Here is a 19,898-nt window from a genome sequence, read left to right on the forward strand (position 1 = left end):
GACTTTCGAGAGAGATTCACAGACCATGGCGAACTTCACCGCCGCTGACGTCAAGAAGCTCCGTGAGCTCACCGGCGCCGGCATGATGGACTGCAAGAAGGCGCTGGACGAGGCCGAGGGCAACCTCGAGAAGGCCGTCGAGATCGTGCGCGTCAAGGGCCTGAAGGGTGTGGCCAAGCGCGAGAGCCGCACCACCGAGAACGGCGCGGTCGTCTCCTCCATCGCCGCCGACAACACCTCGGGTGTCATCGTCGAGCTCAAGTGCGAGACCGACTTCGTCGCCAAGGGCGAGAAGTTCGTGGCCGTCGCCGAGGCCCTGGCCGCCCACGTCGCCAAGACCGCCCCGGCCGACCTCGAGGCCCTGATGGCCTCCGAGATCGAGGCCGGCAAGACCGTCCAGGCGTTCGTGGACGAGGCCAACGCCACCCTCGGCGAGAAGATCGTCGTCGACCGCTTCGCGGCGTTCGCCGGTGCTTACGTCTCCGCGTACATGCACCGCACCGCCGCGGACCTGCCCCCGCAGGTCGGTGTCCTCGTCGAGCTGGACCAGGCGAACGCCGAGGTCGCCAAGGACGTCGCGCAGCACATCGCCGCCTTCTCGCCGAAGTTCCTGAGCCGCGAGGACATCCCGGCCGAGACGGTCGAGAACGAGCGCCGTGTCGCCGAGGCCACCGCTCGCGAGGAGGGCAAGCCCGAGGCCGCCCTGCCGAAGATCGTCGAGGGTCGCGTCACCGGCTTCTACAAGGAGAACGTCCTGCTGGACCAGGCGTTCGCCAAGGACAACAAGAAGTCCGTCCAGAAGGTCCTGGACGAGGCCGGTGTCACGCTGAAGCGCTTCGCGCGCATCCGCGTCGGCGCCTGAGCCCGTCAGCAGGGCAGCGATTGACCTGCGACCCGCTAGGGTCGTACGCAGCCGATCCCTCACCGGTCGGCCGCTGATGTGACGAGGAGGCCATTGCCGCACAGGGAACCCGAAAAGGACCCATCCGGCAATGGCCTTCTTCGTATGTGCACGAGGAGAGCTCCAATGAATCAGGGTGCGGACGCCCGGCAGGCCGCCGACGACACCATTGCTGACCACGGCCCACGCCGCCGGTTCTTGCTCAAACTGTCCGGCGAGGCGTTCGCCGGCGGGGGCGGCCTCGGCGTCGACCCCGATGTCGTGCACGCCATCGCCCGTGAGATCGCGGCCGTCGTCCGCGAGGGCTACGAGATCGCCGTCGTCATCGGCGGCGGCAACTTCTTCCGCGGCGCGGAGCTGCAGCAGCGCGGCATGGACCGGGCCCGCTCGGACTACATGGGCATGCTCGGCACTGTGATGAACTCCCTCGCCCTCCAGGACTTCCTGGTCAAGGAAGGCATCGAGACCCGCGTCCAGACCGGCATCACCATGGGCCAGGTCGCGGAGCCGTTCATCCCGCTGCGCGCCGTGCGCCACCTGGAGAAGGGCCGCGTCGTGATCTTCGGCGCGGGCATGGGCATGCCCTACTTCTCGACCGACACCACTGCCGCCCAGCGCGCCCTGGAGATCCACGCCGAGGCGATCCTGATGGGCAAGAACGGCGTCGACGGGATCTACGACTCCGACCCGAAGAAGAACCCCGACGCGGTGAAGTTCGACGCCCTCGAGTACAGCGAGGTGCTCGCACGGGGCCTGAAGGTCGCCGACGCCACCGCCATCAGCCTGTGCATGGACAACAAGCTGCCGATCCTGGTCTTCGAGCTGCTCGCCGAGGGCAACATCGGGCGCGCGGTCAAGGGTGAGAAGATCGGCACGCTCGTGAGCGACCAGAGCACGCGGGACTGACGACCCGCACAGCCCGTCCGTAGCGGCCAGGCCCGCTACGGACGGCAACTCCGTGCCGTGGGAAGACCTCGGCACGGGGATGGACAACTGCCTGCCGGTCGGACACCGTGCAGGAGAAGACGCGCGCAGGGGCGAGGCTCTGCTTACTGATAACACCAGGAGCAAGTGGTGATCGAAGAGATCCTCCTCGAGGCCGAGGAGAAGATGGACAAGGCCGTTGTGGTCGCCAAGGAGGACTTCGCGGCGATCCGCACCGGGCGTGCGCACCCGGCGATGTTCAACAAGATCGTGGCGGACTACTACGGTGCGCTGACGCCCATCAACCAGCTGGCGTCCTTCTCGGTGCCCGAGCCGCGCATGGCCGTGGTCACCCCGTTCGACAAGAGCGCGCTGCGCAACATCGAGCAGGCGATCCGCGACTCCGACCTCGGTGTCAACCCGAGCAACGACGGCAACATCATCCGGGTGACCTTCCCGGAGCTGACGGAGGAGCGCCGCCGGGAGTTCATCAAGGTGGCCCGGGGCAAGGGCGAGGACGCCAAGGTCTCGATCCGCTCCGTCCGCCGCAAGGCCAAGGACCTCCTGGACAAGCTCGTCAAGGACAAGGAGTCCGGCGAGGACGACGTGCGCCGCGCGGAGAAGGAGCTCGACGACACCACCGCGAAGTACGTCGCGCAGGTGGACGAGCTGCTCAAGCACAAGGAAGCCGAGCTCCTCGAGGTCTGATGAACGAGACATCCTGGGGGACCCCGCCGAGCGCCGGATACCGGGGGTCCACCGACCGGGGGCCGTCCACTGCGGCCCGTTCGGCGGGTCCTGTGCACGAGGCGGGCGTCGCGGCGCAGACTCGCCCCATGCCCATCGTGCCCCCCTCAGGCGGAGACCAGGACGACCGTGACCAGGGGGCCGCTCATCTTCGCGGCCCCCTGTTCCGCGATGAACAGGAGCCCGACATCAGGCCCCAGGACCCCGCCCCGGTGCCTGCCTCCCCCGAGCCGCCGAAGGCAGGAAAGAAGAGCGCCGGCCGTGACCTGCGGGCGGCGATAGGGGTCGGCGTGGGCCTCGGTGCGGTCATCCTCGCCTCCCTGTTCATCTACAAGCCCGTCTTCCTCGGCGTGATCGTGATCGCCGTCGTGGTCGGGCTGTGGGAGCTGACCTCCCGCCTCGCCGAGCGCAAGGCGATCCGCGCCCCGCTGGTGCCGCTCGCGGTCGGCGGAGCCGCCATGGTCATCGCCGGTTACGCCAGCGGTGCCGAGGGCGCGTGGGTGGCCGTGGCCTTCACGGCCCTGGCCGTCCTCGTGTGGCGGATGACGGAGTCGCCGGACGACTACCTCAAGGACGTCACGGCCGGCATCTTCGCGGCCTTCTACGTGCCCTTCCTGGCCACTTTCGTGGCCCTCATGCTCGCCGCCGGAGACGGCGCGTGGCGGGTGCTCACCTTCCTGATCCTGACCGTGGTCAGCGACACGGGTGCGTACGCGGTGGGCTGGAAGTTCGGCAAGCGGAAGCTGGCCCCGCGCATCAGCCCCGGCAAGACGCGCGAGGGGCTGCTCGGGGCGGTCGCCTTCGCGATGGTCGCCGGCGCCCTGTGCATGCAGTTCCTGATCGACGGGGGTGCGTGGTGGGAGGGGCTGCTCCTCGGCCTCGCCGTCGCCATCAGCGCCACGCTGGGAGACCTCGGCGAGTCCATGATCAAGAGGGATCTCGGCATCAAGGACATGGGCGCCCTGCTGCCGGGGCACGGCGGCATCATGGACCGGCTGGACTCGCTCCTGCCGACCGCGCCGGTGGTGTGGCTCCTCATGGTCGTCTTCGTCGGCTCCTGAGCCGGGCCAGGTACCCTGGAAGGGCTCGCTGCCGTGCAGCGGGCCCTTTTCCGGCCCCGCGCCTGCGGGGGTGCCCCTGTGAGATCTCCGGGTTCCGGCTTCGTCCTGCCGCTGGCTCCGCGATTGCGGAGGTCATCCGCCGTCGTCAATGAGGAGTTTTTGCTCATGGCCCCCGCGCCTGGAGAACTGACGTTCGTCGCCCCCCGCGGCGCCAAGCTGCCCCCGCGGCACCTTGCCGACCTCTCGCCCGCCGAGCGGCGCGAGGCCGTCTCCGCGATCGGTGAGAAGCCGTTCCGGGCCAAGCAGCTCTCGCAGCACTACTTCGCCCGGTACGCGCACGATCCCGCCGCGTGGACCGACATCCCGGCGGCGGCGCGCGAGAAGCTCGCCGCCGAGCTGCTGCCGGAGCTCATGAGCGTCGTACGTCACATCTCGTGCGACGACGACACCACCCGGAAGACCCTCTGGCGGCTCCACGACGGCAAGCTGGTGGAGTCGGTGCTGATGCGCTATCCGGACCGCGTCACCATGTGCATCAGCTCGCAGGCGGGCTGCGGCATGAACTGCCCGTTCTGCGCCACCGGCCAGGCCGGCCTGGACCGCAATCTGTCGACGGCCGAGATTGTCCACCAGATCGTGGACGGCATGCGGGCGCTGCGCGACGGAGAGGTCCCCGGAGGCCCCGCGCGGCTGTCCAACATCGTCTTCATGGGTATGGGCGAGCCGCTGGCCAACTACAAGCGGGTCGTCGGCGCCATCCGCCGCCTCACGGATCCCGAGCCGGACGGCCTGGGGCTCTCCCAGCGCGGCATCACGGTCTCCACGGTGGGCCTGGTCCCGGCGATGCTGCGCTTCGCCGACGAGGGCTTCAAATGCCGTCTGGCCGTCTCCCTGCACGCCCCGGACGACGAGCTGCGCGACACCCTGGTGCCGGTCAACACGCGCTGGAAGGTCCGCGAGGTCCTCGATGCCGCGTGGGAGTACGCGGAGAAGTCCGGCCGCCGGGTCTCCATCGAGTACGCCCTGATCCGTGACATCAACGACCAGGCATGGCGCGGCGACCTCCTGGGCCGCCTCCTCAAGGGCAAGCGCGTGCACGTCAACCTCATTCCGCTCAACCCCACCCCGGGGTCGAAGTGGACGGCCTCGCGCCCCGAGGACGAGCGTGCCTTCGTCGCGGCGATTGCCTCGCACGGGGTGCCCGTCACCGTCCGCGACACACGTGGCCAGGAGATCGACGGCGCCTGCGGGCAGCTGGCAGCAGCCGAGCGCTGAGCCAGGGCCCCAGGTCAGACGCCGATCCATGGCGAGGGCACTGATACGGTGCCCTCGCACAAATGAACAATCCGACAGGGGAGCGCCCAGGGGGCGCTGAGAGTGCGGCACGGCCCGCAGACCCTCGGACCTGATCCGGGTCATACCGGCGTAGGGAGTCAGCTCGATCATGAACACCAACCTGCGGCGTGCCATCGGCGCAGTTGCCGCCGGCATGCTCGCCCTTCCGGCCCTGGCCGCGTGCGGCGGCTCGGACGGCTCCGGGAGCTCGGACACGTCCGAAGGCAAGGACAAGACCGTCACCCTGGTCTCGCACAACTCCTTCGCGGCGTCCGACGAGGTGCTGAAGCAGTTCACCCAGCAGACCGGTTACAAGGTCAAGGTCCTCAAGGGCGGCGACGCCGGCCAGGCCGTCAACCAGGCCATCCTCTCCAAGAGCCACCCGCAGGGCGACGTCTTCTTCGGCGTCGACAACACCTTGCTCTCCCGTGCGCTCGACAACGGCATCTTCGCGCCGTACGAGGCCAAGGGCCTGGACCGCGTCCCGAGGAAGCTGCAGGCCGACGCCGGCGAGCACCGGGTCACGCCCATCGACACCGGTGACATCTGCGTCAACTACGACCGCGCGTACTTCGCCGGCCACAAGCTGGCCCCGCCGCAGTCCCTGGACGACCTGATCAAGCCCGAGTACAAGAACCTGCTCGTCACCGAGAACGTCGCCACGTCCTCCCCGGGCCTCGCCTTTCAGCTCGCCACGATCGCCAAGTACGGCGACGACGGATGGCAGGACTACTGGAAGAAGCTCAAGGACAACGGCGTAGAGGTCGTCGACGGCTGGGAGCAGGCCTACAACGAGCGCTTCTCCGGCTCCGCGGGCGGCAAGAAGGCCAAGGGCGACAAGCCCCTCGTCGTCTCCTACGCCTCCAGCCCGCCGGCAGAGGTCCTCGGCGTGAAGCCGCAGCCCGCGGAGGGCCCGACCGGTGTGGCCACGGGCACCTGCTTCCAGCAGACGGAGTTCGCCGGGCTGCTGAAGGGCGCGAAGAACACCGAGGGCGGCAAGGCCCTGATCGACTTCCTGCTGAGCCGTACGTTCCAGGAGGACATGCCGCTGCAGATGTTCGTCAAGCCCGCCAACCAGGACGCCAAGCTGCCCGAGCTGTTCACCAAGTACGGCGCGCAGGTGAACGAGCCCGGCACCATGGCCCCCGAGAAGATCGCCAAGAACCGCGAGCAGTGGGTCAAGGCATGGTCCTCGCTCGTCCTGAAGTAGAGCCCGGGGCCCCTGCACGGGGCCCCGCACGAGGCCCCGGTGGGGCCGGGCGGCGGACAGCACTGCGGCTCGGCCTCATGGCCCTGCCGCTCGCCTTCTTCGCGGTGTTCTTCGCCTATCCCGTCGCGGCGATCGTCTCCCGGGGGCTGAAGGAGGGCGGACAGTGGCAGTTCGGCCGCATCGGCGAGGTCGTGACCGACCCGGCGATCGGCCACGTGCTGTGGTTCACCACCTGGCAGGCGGCCGCCTCCACCGCCCTCACGCTTGCCCTCGCCCTGCCCGGGGCGTACGCCTTCGCGCGGTTCGACTTCCCCGGCAAGCGCACGCTGCGCGCCGTGGTGACCGTGCCCTTCGTCCTGCCGACCGTCGTCGTCGGCTCGGCCTTCCTGGCGCTGCTCGGGCGCGGGGGGCTGCTGGACGAGTGGTGCGGGGTGCGTCTCGACACCACCGTCTGGGCGATCCTGATCGCCCACGTGTTCTTCAACTACGCCGTGGTCGTCCGCACCGTGGGCGGCCTGTGGGCCCAGCTCGACCCGCGCCAGGAGGAGGCGGCCAGGGTGCTGGGCGCGGGGCGCTTCGCGGCCTGGAGGCGGGTCACGCTGCCGGCGCTGGCGCCGGCCGTGGCCGCCGCGGCCCTCATGGTCTTCCTCTTCACCTTCACCTCCTTCGGCGTCGTGCAGATCCTCGGCGGTCCCCGCTACGCCACGCTGGAAGTCGAGATCTACCAGCAGACCGCCCAGATGCTCGACCTGCCGACCGCTGCCGTCCTGACGCTGGTGCAGTTCGCCGCCGTCGCCGCACTGCTGGCCGTGCACGCGTGGACGGTGCGGCGACGTGAGGCGACCTTGCGGCTGGTCGACCCGGCGCGCACGGCGCGGCGCCCGCGGGGCGCGGCCGAGTGGGCGTTCCTGGCGTCCGTCCTGGCCGTCGTCGCCGTGCTCATCCTCGCCCCGCTCGTGGTCCTCGTGCTGCGCTCCTTCGACGGCCCGGACGGCTACGGACTGGCCTTCTACCGCGCCCTGGCCTCCGCCGACGGCAACGGCGGAACGTTCGTCGTCGCCCCCCTGGAGGCGATCGGCAACTCGCTCGCGTACGGCCTGGCGGCGACGGCCATCGCCGTCGTCATCGGCGGGCTCGCGGCTGCTGCGCTGACCCGGCGCGAGGGGCGGCTCGTCCGCGGCTTCGACGCCCTGCTGATGCTCCCGCTCGGCACGTCCGCCGTGACGGTCGGCTTCGGCTTCCTCATCAGCCTGGACGAGCCGCCGCTGGACCTCAGGGCCTCCTGGATCCTGGTGCCGCTCGCGCAGGCCCTCGTGGGCGTGCCCTTCGTCGTACGGACCGTGCTGCCCGTCCTGCGCGCCGTGGACGTCCGGCTGCGCGAGGCGGCCGGCGTGCTGGGGGCCTCTCCTCTGCGGGCATGGCGCGAGGTGGACCTGCCCCTCGTCGGCCGTGCACTGGGCGTCGCGGCCGGCTTCGCGTTCGCCGTGTCCCTGGGCGAATTCGGGGCCACGGTCTTCATCGCCCGCCCCGACAGCCCCACGCTGCCTGTGGCGGTGGCCCGGCTCCTGGGTCGTCCCGGAGAGCTCACCTATGGGCAGGCGATGGCACTGAGCACGATCCTGATGCTGGTGTGCGCCGTGGCGCTGCTGGTGCTGGAACGTATCCGCACCGACCGTACGGGGGAGTTCTGATGGCCCTGCTGCGCCTGGAGAAGGTCGGCGTCCGCTTCGGTGAGCGCGCGGCGCTCGACGCGGTGGACCTGGAGGTCGCCGAGCACGAAATCGTCTGCGTGCTGGGCCCCAGTGGCAGCGGCAAGTCCACACTGCTGCGCGTGGTGGCCGGGCTGCAGCACGCGGACGCCGGGCGCGTGCTCTTGGCGGGGCGCGACCAGAGCGGGGTACCCACCCACCGGCGCGGGGTGGGCCTCATGTTCCAGGACCACCAGCTGTTCCCGCAGCGGGACGTGGCGGGCAACGTCGCCTTCGGGCTGCGCATGCGCGGCACGGGGCGGGCCGAAACGGCACGGACGGTGGCCGAGCTGCTGGAACTGGTGGGACTGCCCGGGGCGCAGCAGCGTTCCATTGCCGCCCTGTCCGGAGGCGAGCAGCAGCGAGTGGCCCTCGCACGGGCCCTCGCGCCGCAGCCCCGGCTGCTGATGCTCGACGAGCCACTCGGGCAGCTGGACCGCGGCCTGCGGGAGCGCTTGGTCGTCGAACTGCGCGACCTCTTCGGCCGGCTGGGCACCACGGTGCTGGCCGTCACCCACGACCAGGGCGAGGCGTTCGCCCTCGCCGACCGCGTCGTCGTGATGCGCGACGGGCGCATTGCCCAGGCCGGTACGCCACTGGAGGTCTGGCGCCGGCCGGCGTCCGAGTTCGTGGCCCGCTTCCTCGGCTTCGACAACGTCGTGGAGGCGACGGTCGGCGGCGAGTGCGCCGACACGGCCTGGGGCAAGGTGCCGGTGCCCCCGGGATCGCGGCAGGGCGCGGGCCGGCTGCTCGTACGGCCTGCCGGAGTGCGGCTGGTGCCGGAGGCGGAGGGGCTTCCGTGCACGGTCACGGGGCGGACGTTCCGGGGAGACCACGTGGTGCTGATGCTGCGCCCCGCGGACGGCCCCGTGCTGGAGGCCGCGTGCGGGCTGCATGGGGCCCCCGCAGCCGGTGACCGCGTAGGCGTCGCCTTCGACGTCGCGGAGGTCGTGGTGCTGGACGACGCCGGTAGCCGGAACGGATGAGCAGGACCTTTCCCGCGGCTACGCGCTCCTGGGGCGGATACGCCTGAGCCCCGGCTGCCGGTGCGGCTGCCGGGGCTCAGGCGGCGGTCAGCGGACTGCTGACGACTGGAGTTCCTGTGGTGCGGGTTCGGCCTCCACGGGGGTGTCCGGCTCGCCGAACCAGGCGACCGCGACGGCACCTGCCACGGCCAGGACGAAGCCGAGGACGGCGACCCAGGCGAAGCCGGGGCGCGAGTTGTCACCGAGCAGCAGGACGCCGATGATGCCCGGGAGGATGGTCTCGCCGACCACCAGTGCCGCGGTGGCGCCGTTGACCGAGCCGATCTGCAGGGCCACCGTGTGCAGGTACATTCCGACCGCACCCGATATCAGGATCGCGTAGAGCGCCGGGTCGGCGATCAGCTTCGGCAGGTCGAACGGGTCGATGCCGTCGAGGATGCGCACGCCGACGCCGATCGCGCCGAAGCCCAGACCGGACAGCAGGCCGGCCAGGATTGCGGCCCGCCCGCCGAGCAGGCGGACCGCCACGGTGCCACCGCCCATCAGCACCACGGAGATGATCAGCAGCCACCAGTGGGTCGACATCGGCGTGTCGCCGCCGCCCTCGTGGCCCGCCGCCGTTGCGAGCAGCACCAGCGCCGAACACACGACACCGATCGACGCCCACTCGGGCTTGGTCAGCCGGATGCCCAGGAGCTTGATGCTCAGCAGCGCGGTCACGACGAGGTTCGCGCTGATGACCGTCTGGGAGAGGAAGAGCGGCAGCATGCGGGCGGCGAGCGCCCCGAGCCCGAAGCCGAGGAAGTCGAGGACCGTACCGACCATGAACTCCCACGTCACCGCGGCCTTTGCGGTGGAGGACAGGCTCGGTCCACCGTGCTGGGTGGTGCCCGTCGAGGAGGCCTTCTCGGCCTCCCGGCGGGCCGATTTCCGCGAGCCCACGGCTTGCAGGACCGAACCTGTGCCGTAACAGGCCGAGGCCGCGACAGCCGTCACAAGGCCGATGATCACCAATAGCTCCGTTCGCCGGATATCCGTCGTGCTCCTCAAGCAGACGCGCAATTCGGCGACGAAGTTGCCTTGAGTCAAGAACTGGTCAAGAACCGTTGTGCTGCAGCCGCCCGGCGGGCCCCGAACGCGGGCCCGCCCGAGGTGCGCTCACCGCGACATGGGCAGCGTCACGAGCTGCGCGATCGCCCACGTCAGAGGCGTCAGAACGGCCAGGAGCACGCCGGCGCGCAGAATGGCCGCCCCACGCAGCATGGAAGCGGGGATGCCGAGGCGCTGCAGGGCCGCCGTGGTGCCGGTCCGGTTCTGACGGCTGTCCAGGGCCGCGGTGATGGCCGTGGCCGTGACACACGCCATGACGAGCGCCGCACCGAGGCCGGTGAGGGGGCCGAAGGGGCGCGGCCCGGAGGAGTCCCACGCCGCCCCGTAGAGTTCGGCGGCGGCCAGGGCGCCCGAAGCGACCGCGCACAGCACGCCCAGCGGACGGCCGATGCGCGTGGCGGCGTCCTGCAGTATCCGGCCGGCCAGCAGCCGTACCGCCCCGGGCCGCCCGGCGGCGAGCAGGACCCCGCACCAGTGGGTCAGCCCCGGGCCGGCCAGCACGAGCCCGAGCGAGGCCAGGAGCCATCCGCCCAGCACGCCGGGGGAGGTGCCGTCCGCCCCGCCGGGCAACGAGATCAGCCGGTCGGGGTCGGGCGCCGGGCCGTGCCCCACGTACGCCTCCAGGGCGAGCCCGACCGCGATGATCGCGATGCCCCATGGGAGGCCGGCATAGATAGGTTTGGGCACGGGGGCCGGGACGGGGTCGGCGGGCGGAGTCTGAAGGTCGACGGACGTCGCCTCGGCGCTCTCCGCCTCATCCGCCTCCTGCATGGCCTCCAGGGGCTCCGCGGCGGCCTGCTGCGCCCTGGCGGCGGCGTCCCGTCGCGGGTGCAGTACCAGGACGCAGGCGCCCGCCGCGAGGGCGGGCAGGAGGCCGAGCAGAGTCAGCGTCGCGCCCCACGGCAGGTGTACCTGCCCGTCCAGCAGACGTCTCGCCGAACCGCTCAGAGGGCCGCCGATGTCACCGCGGAGCACCTTGTAGAGCACGAGGGCGAAGCCGCTGCCGAGCGTGCACGAGATGGCCGTGGAGGCCGCCGCGAGGACCGACAGCCGCACGGGGCCCAGCCCCGCGGCGTCCAGGCCGTCACGGGGGCGCGTGGCGGGGTCCGTACGGGCCACGGCCACGGCGAACTGCACCACTGCTGCCAGCGGCACCGCACACCAGACCAGCCGTACGAGCGACTGCCCTGTCGACTTCGGGTGGGCCACCGCGTATCCCAGGGTGCACAGCAGCAGGAAGCCCACGCCCGCCGCGGCCGCTGCCACCAGCAGTCGCCGGAGCAGGACCAGCGGGTGCGCGCCGCGCGCTAGGCGGAGACTGAGCACGCCGCCCTGCCCTCTCCCTCGGGCGCGTCGGGTACCGGGATGGCGGTGCCTCGGCGGCCGTCGACCAGGGAGACCGTACGGTCGGCCAGGGTGGCGATCTCGTCGTCCAGCGTGGCGATGACGACCGTGATGTGGTGCGAGCGGGCAGCCGTGGTCAGGGTGCGCAGCACCTGCGCGCGGTCCGCGTTGTGCAGCGGCGCCGTCGGCTCGTCGGCGAACAGAACGGTGGGTTCGCTGGCGAGCGCCCGCGCGATGGCCACCCGCTGGCGCTGCGCCTGGAGCAGAGCGGCCGGCCGCTTGCGGTGGCAGTCGCCGACGTCGAGGCGCTCCAGCCACTCACCGGCCGTGCGCTTGGCGGCCCGGTGCCCCACGCCGCGCAGCAACAGCGGCAGGGCGGCGTTCTCCCAGGCGCTCAGCTCCGGCACGAGGTGCGGCTCGCTGTCGATCCAGCCGAACCGCTCCCGCCGCAGCCGCTCGCGGGCGGCACGCGAAAGCGTGTGGACGGGGGCGCTGTTGAACCACACCTCTCCGGGCGTGGGGAGGAGCTGTCCGGACAGGCATTTGAGGAGCGTGGTCTTGCCTGAGCCGCGCGGCCCGGTGATGGCGAGAATCTCTCCCTCGCGTACGCCGATCGAGACCCCCGCGAGCGCGGGAGACCCACTGTGGGCGTAATGCAGGCCGCGTGCCCAGAGCACGTCGTTGTCCGGCGGGGCCACCATATCGAGCACCTCGGGTCGCTGTAGGGTCCGTTCCCCTGTCCGGGGGAACGAACCGGAGGCCATTGGGTCACTGGCACCGTACGGAACCGGGATCCTAGCCTTTGCCCAGGCTCGGCGCTGGGGGGCCCACTTTCCTCCGGTCGGCCTCATGCCCCAGGGGTCGCATATCAGTCGGAGCGCAAATGCGGCGGAATGTGCGACCGGGAGTGCGGTGGGGCGTGGTGCGCGTGCGACGGGCGTGCGTCTCGTGTGCGAGGGGTGCGCGGTCCGTGCGCCGGGTCCACCGGCACGCGGTCCGTACGCCTGGTGACCGGCTTACGCGCGCGTGCAGCGAAGCCGTGGCCCACGCGCGCGTGACCAGTGGGGGGTCGCGCGGGGCCACGGCGGGAGGGGCGAGCCGCGATCGGTGCAGGCGGCTCGCCCTGGTCCGGTCAGATCCTGGTCCAGGCCTCCGTGAGCACGCCGCGGACGATCTGCTCGATCTCGTCGAACGTCGACTGGTCGGAGATCAGCGGCGGGGCGACCTGGATGACCGGGTCACCACGGTCGTCGGCCCGGCAGTAGAGACCGTTCTCGAACAGCTTCTTCGAGACGAAGCCGTAGAGCAGCCGCTCGCACTCCTCCGGCGTGAACGACTCCTTGGTGGCCTTGTCCTTGACCAGTTCGATGCCGTAGAAGAACCCGTTGCCGCGCACGTCGCCGACGATCGGCAGGTCGTTCAGCTTGGAGAGCGTGGCGTGGAACGCCGCTTCGTTGTCCAGCACGTGCTGGTTGAGGCCCTCGCGCTCGAAGATGTCGAGGTTGGTGAGGGCGACCGCAGCGGAGACGGGGTGGCCGCCGAAGGTGTAGCCGTGCAGAAAGGTGTTGCTGCCCTTGAAGAACGGCTCGGCGATCCGGTCGGAGATGACGGCCGCACCGATGGGGGAGTAGCCGGACGTCATGCCCTTGGCGCAGGTGATGATGTCGGGCGCGTAGCCGAACTTGTCGCACGCGAACATCGTGCCGAGGCGGCCGAAGGCGCAGATGACCTCATCGGAGACGAGCAGGACGTTGTACGTATCACAGATCTCGCGTACCCGCTGGAAGTAGCCGGGCGGGGGCGGGAAGCAGCCGCCGGCGTTCTGGACCGGCTCCAGGAAGACGGCCGCGATGGTGTCGGGGCCTTCGAAGAGGATCTGCTGCTCGATCTGGTCGGCGGCCCAGCGACCGAACGCCTCGGGGTCGTCACCGTGGACGGGGGCCCGGTAGATGTTGGTGTTGGGCACCTTGTGGGCGCCCGGGACGAGCGGCTCGAAAGGAGCCTTGAGGGCCGGCAGGCCGGTGATGGCCAGAGCGCCCTGGGGCGTGCCGTGGTAGGCGACCGCCCGGGATATCACCTTGTACTTCGTGGGGTTGCCGGTGAGCTTGTGGTACTGCTTCGCGAGCTTCCAGGCGGTCTCCACGGCCTCGCCGCCGCCGGTGGTGAAGAAGACCTTGTTGAGGTCGCCCGGCGCGTGGTGGGCCAGGCGCTCGGCGAGCTCGATCGCCTTGGGGTGCGCGTAGCTCCACACGGGGAAGAAGGCCAGCTCCTGAGCCTGCTTGGCGGCCGCCTCGGCCAGCTCGGCCCGCCCGTGGCCCGCCTGGACCACGAACAGCCCCGCGAGACCGTCCAGGTAGCGCTTGCCCTTGTCGTCGAAGATGTAGGTGCCCTCGCCGCGCACGATGGTCGGCACGGGGGCGTTCTCGTACGACGACATGCGGGTGAAGTGCATCCACAGGTGGTCGTAGGCAGTCTGGGAGAGGTCCTTGCTCACGGCTATCGGGTTCCCCATGTGTAGGTCTGCTTGCGGAGCTTGAGGTAGACGAAGCTCTCGGTGGAGCGCACGCCCGGCAGGGTCCGGATGCGCTTGTTGATCGTCGCGAGGAGATGGTCGTCGTCCTCGCAGACGATCTCGATGAGGAGGTCGAAGGAGCCTGCGGTCACTACGACGTACTCGACCTCGTCCATCGCGGTCAGGGCGTCGGCGACGGGATCGAGGTCGCCCTCGACGTTGATGCCGACCATCGCCTGCCGCCGGAAGCCCACGGTGAGCGGGTCGGTGACGGCGACGATCTGCATGACGCCCTGGTCGAGCAGCTTCTGGACACGCTGCCGCACGGCTGCCTCCGACAGCCCCACGGCTTTGCCGATCGCCGCGTAGGGGCGGCGGCCGTCTTCCTGGAGCTGCTCGATGATCGCCAGGGAGACTGCGTCGATCGGCGGCGTGCCGTGCACGCCCTTCGGGTCTGGACTACGAGTGGCCACGGCTCCACTGTGCATGCGTCTCGTCCGTGTGGCAACCCTCAGGCGATGAAATTCGTTGTGACGAGTGCATGGAATAACTGATTCCGTCGTTCATGGGTCTGAGGTATGTCGAAAGCGTGGGCTCACTGACTAGGCTGACGGTCTCACCCAGTGGACATCTGACAGGAGGGGTGGCAGCCATGACCACCGAGCTGCGTCGTCTTCGCAATTTCATCGACGGGGAGTTCCGGGACGCCGCCGACGGGCGGACCACCGAGGTGGTCAATCCGGCCACAGGCGAGGCCTTCGCCACCGCTCCGCTGTCGGGCGCCGCGGACGTCGACGCCGCCATGGCCGCGGCCGAGGCCGCCTTCCCGGCCTGGCGCGACCTCGTACCCGGAGAGCGCCAGAAGGTCCTTCTCAAGATCGCCGACGCCTTCGAGGCGCGCGCGGAGGAACTGATCGCCGCGGAGTCCGAGAACACCGGCAAGCCGCTCGCCCTCACCCGCAGCGAAGAGGTCCCCCCGATGGTGGACCAGATCCGCTTCTTCGCGGGCGCCGCGCGCATGCTGGAGGGCCGCTCCGCGGGCGAGTACATGGAGGGCCTGACCTCGATCATCCGGCGCGAGCCGATCGGCGTCTGCGCCCAGGTCGCCCCGTGGAACTACCCGATGATGATGGCGGTGTGGAAGTTCGCCCCGGCGCTCGCCGCGGGCAACACGGTCGTCCTCAAGCCCTCGGACACCACCCCCGCCTCCACGGTCCTCATCGCCGAGATCATCGGCGGCGTGCTGGAGGAGCTCGGGCACCCGAAGGGCGTCTTCAACGTCATCTGCGGCGACCGTGAGACCGGCCGCCTCATGGTCGAGCACCCGGTGCCGGCGATGGCCTCGATCACCGGCTCCGTGCGGGCCGGCATGCAGGTCGCCGAGTCCGCCTCCAAGGACCTCAAGCGCGTCCACCTGGAGCTCGGCGGCAAGGCCCCCGTCGTCGTCTTCGACGACGCCGACATCGCCAAGGCCGTCGAGGACATCTCGGTCGCCGGCTACTTCAACGCCGGCCAGGACTGTACGGCCGCCACCCGCGTGCTCGTCCACGAGTCGGTCCACGACGAGTTCGTCACCGCGCTCGCCAAGGCCGCCGCCGAGACGAAGACGGGGCAGCCGGACGACGAGGACGTCCTCTACGGCCCGCTCAACAACGCCAACCAGCTCAAGCAGGTCGCCGGCTTCATCGAGCGGCTGCCCGGCCACGCCAAGCTCGAGGCGGGCGGGCACCGAGTGGGGGAGAAGGGCTTCTTCTTCGCCCCGACCGTCGTCTCCGGCCTCAAGCAGGACGACGAGATCATCCAGCACGAGGTCTTCGGCCCCGTGATCACGGTCCAGTCCTTCGCGGACGAGGACCAGGCCGTCGCGTACGCCAACGGCGTCGAGTACGCGCTCGCCTCCTCGGTGTGGACCAAGGACCACGGCCGCGCCATGCGGATGTCCAAGAAGCTCGACTTCGGCTGCGTGTGGATCAACACCCACATCCCGCTGGTCGCCGAGATGCCCCACGGTGGCTTCAAGAAGTCCGGCTACGGCAAGGACCTGTCCGCCTACGGCTTCGAGGACTACACGCGCGTCAAGCACGTCATGACGTCGCTGGACTGACGGAGCAGGCCCGCTCCGCGCGGGTGAGGGCCGGCCGCCGCCCCATGCGGTGAGGCCGGCCCGCCCCATGCGGCGGACACGGTTCGCCCCGTGCGGTGCGGGGTGAGACCGGAGCGCGCGGCCCGCCTCATGCGGCCGAGCGGTGGCCCGGCCGTCCTCATGGCGCGGGGCGTACCGGCACCCGCAGACATCCCGCAGTGGTCCGTACCGGATGGTTCCGGTGCGGACCACTGCGCGTCGTGCCCCGGTATCATCGACGGCCGGCCGTTCCCGGGCCGTCAGGGTGTCGGGAAGTGCGGTCGCCTCCCGGACAGGCCGTACATTGTCCGCGGAGATCCGACCCCGCCATGCTGCCGGAATGCGAGAGAAGCCCGTGAAGCCCCTGTCCCGCCGGACCCTGCTGCGCGCGCTGGGCGCCGGAGCCGGCGTCGCCGCACTCGCCGGGTGCGGAGTGCCCGCCGCGTACGTCGAGCCGGCCGACCGGGGCGCCGAGGACCGCTCCGGCCGCGACAAGAGCCTTGCCTTTGCCAACTGGCCCCTCTACATCGACGTCGACGAGGACGACCCGCAGAAGCGCCCCACGCTCGACGCGTTCGAGAAGCGCAGCGGGATATCGGTGAAGTACACCGAAGAGATCAACGACAACGACGAGTTCTTCGGCAAGGTCAGCCCGGCCCTGATGAACCATCAGGAGACCGGGCGTGACCTCATCGTCGTCAGCGACTGGATGGCCTCCCGCTACGTGCGCCTGGGCTGGGTCCAGAAAATGGACCGCTCCCGCCAGCCGAACGTCGACCGCCATCTCGACCCGCTGCTGCGCAAGCCCTCCTTCGACCCCGGCCGGCTCCACACCGTCCCCTGGCAGTCCGGCATCACGGGCATCGCGTACAACCGCAAGAAGCTCGGCCGGGAGATCCGGCACACCTCCGATCTGTGGAAGGACGACCTGCGCGGCCGGGTCACGCTCCTGGCCGGCCTGGACGAGGCGTACTCGCTGCTCATGCAGGGCAACGGCGCCGACGTCACCCGCTGGACCGCCGACGACTTCCACACCATGACCGACCAGCTGCGCCGCCTCGTGCGCAAGCGCCACATCCGCCGCTTCACCGGCAACGACTACATCAAGGACCTGTCGTCCGGGGACGTGCTGGCCTGCCAGGCGTACTCGGGTGACGTCATCCAGCTCCAGGCCGACAACCCCGACATCGAGTTCGTCGTCCCGGAGGAAGGCGCCGAGCTGTGGGCCGAGAGCCTCATGGTGCCCAACCTCGCCCGCCACAAGCGCAACGCCGAGGCACTCGTCGACTACTACTACCAGCCCGAAGTGGCCGCCGAGCTTGCCGCTGCGGTCAACTACGTCTGCCCCGTGCCGGCCGCGCGGGACGTTCTCGCCTCGTCCTCCGACAAGGAACTCGTGGAGCTCGCCGGGAACCCGCTCATCTTCCCGAGCGACGACATGCGTAAACGCCTCGCGACGGCACGCGACATGACCTCGAAGGAACGGCCGGGCTTCACCAAGGAGTGGAACGAGATCGTCGGGCTCTGAGCGCGCGCTGCCGGGCTGCTGCGCTGCCGGGCCGCCCCGTGCGGCTGCCCCGTGCGCGTCGTCCGATGCCGGGCGCCCCATGCGTGGTGCCTCGGGGGTGCGCCGCCCCCTGCGCACTGCCTCATGCGGGCCCCAGCAAGGCCGCGGGCCGCCCCATGCGCCCCGCCCGCTCCCCGTCCGAGCCCCCCTACCGACCGGGCCTTGCTCAGTCGCGCAACAGGGACCGCAAGGCGCCGACCCGGTTGGTGGTGATCGCGTCGACGCCTGCCGCCAGCAGCCGGCGCATCGTGAAACGGGTGTCCGCGGTCCACGCGGAGACCAGGAGCCCCTCGGAGTGGTTGCGGGCGACCAACTCGGGACTCACCAACCCGAAGCGGTAGTTCAGCCAGTGCGGGGAGACGGCGCTGAGCAGGGCCCGGCGCGGCGGCATCAGCGTCGTCCACGTCAGGGCGATCTCCGCGGCAGGGTCGGCGCGGCGCACAGCGAGCATGGACGCTGTGCCACCGCAGTAGTACACCCGCTCAGCGGCTCCGCTCGCGTGCACCTCGGCGACGGCGGCCTCGGCGGCCGACGCGTCCGGCAGGTCGATGAACAGTCGTGGCCCTGACCGCTCCGCGCCGAGTTGCAGGGCCTCACGCAGGGTGGGCACGCCGCCGCCGGTCAGCTCGCGCAGTTCGTCCGCCGAGAGCGAGTCCAGGACCCGTGTGTGACCCCACAGGCGCTCGAGCGTCGCGTCGTGCAGCAGTACGGGCACGCCGTCGCGCGTCAGCCTGACGTCGACCTCCACTGCCCCCGCCCCGGCCCTCAGAGCCGAGCGGATCGAGGCGAGGGTGTTCTCCCGGAAGAGGTACGGATCGCCGCGGTGGGCGACGGCGGTGACGGTGCGGGCATCTGCAACAGGGGAGTTCGGGCCGGCCATGGGACCCATTGTGGCCGCGACGTGCGTCCGGCGGAGGTCAGCCCCGCCAGGCCGCGGTGTAGGCGTCGATCTCCGCACGGAGCGCCTTCTTGCCCGTCTCGTCCATGAACGACGCGTCCACGGCGTTCTTGGCGAGGCCGGCGACGCCCGCCGCGTCGAGTTCCAGGAGGCGCGCGGCGACGCCGTACTCGCGGTTGAGGTCGGTGCCGAACATGGGCGGGTCGTCGCTGTTGACGGTCACCAGGACGCCTGCGGCCACCATCTCCTTGATGGGGTGCCGCTCCAGGTCGGTCACGGCGCGGGTGGCGAGGTTGGACGTCGGGCAGACCTCCAGCGGGATGCGGCGCTCCGCCAGGTGGGCCAGCAGGGCCGGGTCCTGCGGGGCACTGGTGCCGTGGCCGATGCGCTCGGCGCGCAGGTCGACCAGGGCGTCCCAAATGGTCTGCGGGCCCGTCGTCTCACCGGCGTGGGGCACGCTGTGCAGCCCTTCCGCGATGGCACGGTCGAAGTACGGCTTGAACTGGGGACGCGGCACGCCGATCTCCGGCCCGCCCAGACCGAAGGAGACCAGCCCTTCGGGCTTGAGCTCGCAGGCGATCCGCGCGGTCTCCTCCGCGGCCTCCAGCCCCGCCTCGCCGGGAATGTCGAAGCACCAGCGCAGCACGACGCCCAGTTCGGCCTCGGCCGCCTTGCGGGCGTCCTCGATGGCCTCCACGAAGGCGCCGTCCGGAATGCCGCGCTTGGTCGAGCTGAAGGGGGTGACGGTCAGTTCGGCGTAGCGGATGTTCTGCCGCGCCATGTCGCGCGCGACCTCGTACGTCAGCAGCCGTACGTCCTCGGCATCGCGGATCAGGTCGACCACCGAGAGGTAGACCTCGATGAAGTGGGCGAAGTCGCGGAAGGTGAAGAAGTCGGCCAGCGCCTCGGGGTCGGTGGGCACGGGGGAGTCCGGGTGGCGGGCGGCCAGCTCGGCAACGATGCGCGGGGAAGCCGACCCGACGTGGTGCACATGGAGCTCCGCTTTCGGGAGCCCGGCGATGAACGAGTCAAGTACGGACATGCGTGCCTCCACGGCGCGGTCGGCTGGTGCCTGTCGACAGGTGCCGTTCATCGTATGCGGGACGTACGCGACGGTTGTCCTCAGGCCTTAGCATGACGGGTATCGACTGGGGAGGGCTATGTCTGACAAGGCAGCCGGGGCCGATGAGCAGTCCGAACCGCGGGACCCCGATCCCTGGGCTCCGCCGCAACGCCGGGTCGCGCTCGACAAACCAGGTCACTGGCCGCCGCCCGGGCAAGACACCCGCCCGTCGCCGGCGCCCCGCGCGGCTGTGACGCCGCCCCAGCCACAGCCTCGCCCCCAGCCGGCGCCCCATGCCGCCGTGCCACCCGCCGGGCCCCATGCGCTGCCGGCGCCCCATGCCGTGCCCCCGCCCCATGCGGCTCCGCAG

17 protein-coding genes and 1 riboswitch are annotated in these 19,898 nt (G+C 70.7%); of the genes, 10 read left to right on the forward strand and 7 right to left on the reverse strand.

From position 1 onward, the window contains the following. Positions 1-25: 25 nt before the first annotated feature. The 8 genes from tsf to ACSNOG_RS04525 all read left to right on the forward strand — a co-directional run bounded on the left by tsf (position 26) and on the right by ACSNOG_RS04525 (position 8,912). Entirely contained in the window at positions 26-862 is an 837-nt protein-coding gene (gene tsf / locus ACSNOG_RS04490; RefSeq protein WP_436751189.1) for a translation elongation factor Ts, read from the forward strand. Between the two features lie 165 nt (positions 863-1,027). Beyond that, a complete protein-coding gene (pyrH, locus tag ACSNOG_RS04495; protein ID WP_218650597.1) occupies positions 1,028-1,807 on the forward strand; it encodes a UMP kinase in 780 nt (259 codons plus the stop codon). A 168-nt stretch (positions 1,808-1,975) separates the two neighbouring features. Continuing rightward, on the forward strand, positions 1,976-2,533 hold the full coding sequence (gene frr, locus ACSNOG_RS04500; protein ID WP_436751190.1) for a ribosome recycling factor: 558 nt from the start codon (positions 1,976-1,978) through the stop codon (positions 2,531-2,533). Then, on the forward strand, positions 2,533-3,633 hold the full coding sequence (locus ACSNOG_RS04505) for a phosphatidate cytidylyltransferase (RefSeq protein WP_436751191.1): 1,101 nt from the start codon (positions 2,533-2,535) through the stop codon (positions 3,631-3,633). The genes frr and ACSNOG_RS04505 overlap by 1 nt, the downstream gene beginning before the upstream one ends. A 165-nt stretch (positions 3,634-3,798) precedes the next feature. Beyond that, positions 3,799-4,908, forward strand: coding sequence for a 23S rRNA (adenine(2503)-C(2))-methyltransferase RlmN (rlmN, locus tag ACSNOG_RS04510; protein ID WP_382049617.1), 1,110 nt, complete (start codon positions 3,799-3,801; stop codon positions 4,906-4,908). 66 nt (positions 4,909-4,974) lie between these two features. Next, positions 4,975-5,082: riboswitch (TPP riboswitch) on the forward strand. After that, the gene (locus ACSNOG_RS04515; RefSeq protein WP_436751192.1) at positions 5,078-6,178 is read left to right on the forward strand and encodes a thiamine ABC transporter substrate-binding protein; all 1,101 of its coding nucleotides are present in this window, start codon (positions 5,078-5,080) and stop codon (positions 6,176-6,178) included. Its footprint overlaps the riboswitch before it by 5 nt. After that, positions 6,154-7,869: an ABC transporter permease gene (locus tag ACSNOG_RS04520; RefSeq protein ID WP_436751193.1), complete on the forward strand. Its 1,716-nt coding sequence runs from the start codon at positions 6,154-6,156 to the stop codon at positions 7,867-7,869. Before ACSNOG_RS04515 ends, ACSNOG_RS04520 begins: the two co-directional genes overlap by 25 nt. Continuing rightward, positions 7,869-8,912, forward strand: a complete 1,044-nt coding sequence (locus ACSNOG_RS04525) for an ABC transporter ATP-binding protein (protein ID WP_436751194.1) — start codon at positions 7,869-7,871, stop codon at positions 8,910-8,912. The genes ACSNOG_RS04520 and ACSNOG_RS04525 overlap by 1 nt, the downstream gene beginning before the upstream one ends. Before the next feature lie 87 nt (positions 8,913-8,999). Here the strand turns inward: ACSNOG_RS04525 and ACSNOG_RS04530 are convergent, their stop codons facing one another. The 5 genes from ACSNOG_RS04530 to ACSNOG_RS04550 form a co-directional block, all read right to left on the reverse strand. Further along, positions 9,000-9,923 (reverse strand): hypothetical protein, encoded by a 924-nt coding sequence (locus ACSNOG_RS04530; protein ID WP_436751195.1) that lies wholly within the window; start codon positions 9,921-9,923, stop codon positions 9,000-9,002. A 147-nt stretch (positions 9,924-10,070) separates the two neighbouring features. Then, the gene (locus ACSNOG_RS04535) at positions 10,071-11,348 is read right to left on the reverse strand and encodes a hypothetical protein (RefSeq protein ID WP_436751196.1); all 1,278 of its coding nucleotides are present in this window, start codon (positions 11,346-11,348) and stop codon (positions 10,071-10,073) included. Then, positions 11,330-12,067: an ABC transporter ATP-binding protein gene (locus ACSNOG_RS04540; protein WP_436751197.1), complete on the reverse strand. Its 738-nt coding sequence runs from the start codon at positions 12,065-12,067 to the stop codon at positions 11,330-11,332. Before ACSNOG_RS04540 ends, ACSNOG_RS04535 begins: the two co-directional genes overlap by 19 nt. Before the next feature lie 431 nt (positions 12,068-12,498). Continuing rightward, positions 12,499-13,878: an aspartate aminotransferase family protein gene (locus tag ACSNOG_RS04545; RefSeq protein ID WP_436751198.1), complete on the reverse strand. Its 1,380-nt coding sequence runs from the start codon at positions 13,876-13,878 to the stop codon at positions 12,499-12,501. Beyond that, positions 13,863-14,366 (reverse strand): Lrp/AsnC family transcriptional regulator, encoded by a 504-nt coding sequence (locus ACSNOG_RS04550; RefSeq protein ID WP_436751199.1) that lies wholly within the window; start codon positions 14,364-14,366, stop codon positions 13,863-13,865. Before ACSNOG_RS04550 ends, ACSNOG_RS04545 begins: the two co-directional genes overlap by 16 nt. Before the next feature lie 164 nt (positions 14,367-14,530). On the opposite strand from ACSNOG_RS04550, the gene ACSNOG_RS04555 reads away from it, so the two are divergent. After that, positions 14,531-15,982, forward strand: coding sequence for a gamma-aminobutyraldehyde dehydrogenase (locus tag ACSNOG_RS04555; protein WP_436751200.1), 1,452 nt, complete (start codon positions 14,531-14,533; stop codon positions 15,980-15,982). A 358-nt stretch (positions 15,983-16,340) separates the two neighbouring features. Then, positions 16,341-17,528, forward strand: coding sequence for a polyamine ABC transporter substrate-binding protein (locus ACSNOG_RS04560; RefSeq protein WP_436751201.1), 1,188 nt, complete (start codon positions 16,341-16,343; stop codon positions 17,526-17,528). A 205-nt stretch (positions 17,529-17,733) separates the two neighbouring features. Here ACSNOG_RS04560 and ACSNOG_RS04565 read toward each other — a convergent pair whose 3' ends face one another. Together ACSNOG_RS04565 and ACSNOG_RS04570 are read right to left on the reverse strand one after the other, a co-directional pair. Next, positions 17,734-18,447 carry a glycerophosphodiester phosphodiesterase gene (locus ACSNOG_RS04565; RefSeq protein WP_436751202.1) on the reverse strand — a complete coding sequence of 238 codons (714 nt, stop codon included), beginning with the start codon at positions 18,445-18,447 and terminating at the stop codon, positions 17,734-17,736. Positions 18,448-18,484: 37 nt separating this feature from the next. Continuing rightward, complete coding sequence (locus ACSNOG_RS04570) at positions 18,485-19,507, reverse strand: adenosine deaminase (RefSeq protein ID WP_436751203.1); 1,023 nt, start codon at positions 19,505-19,507, stop codon at positions 18,485-18,487. Positions 19,508-19,898 lie beyond the last annotated feature (391 nt).

This window comes from Streptomyces sp. URMC 124, from assembly GCF_051386455.1.
Classification (GTDB): domain Bacteria; phylum Actinomycetota; class Actinomycetes; order Streptomycetales; family Streptomycetaceae; genus Streptomyces.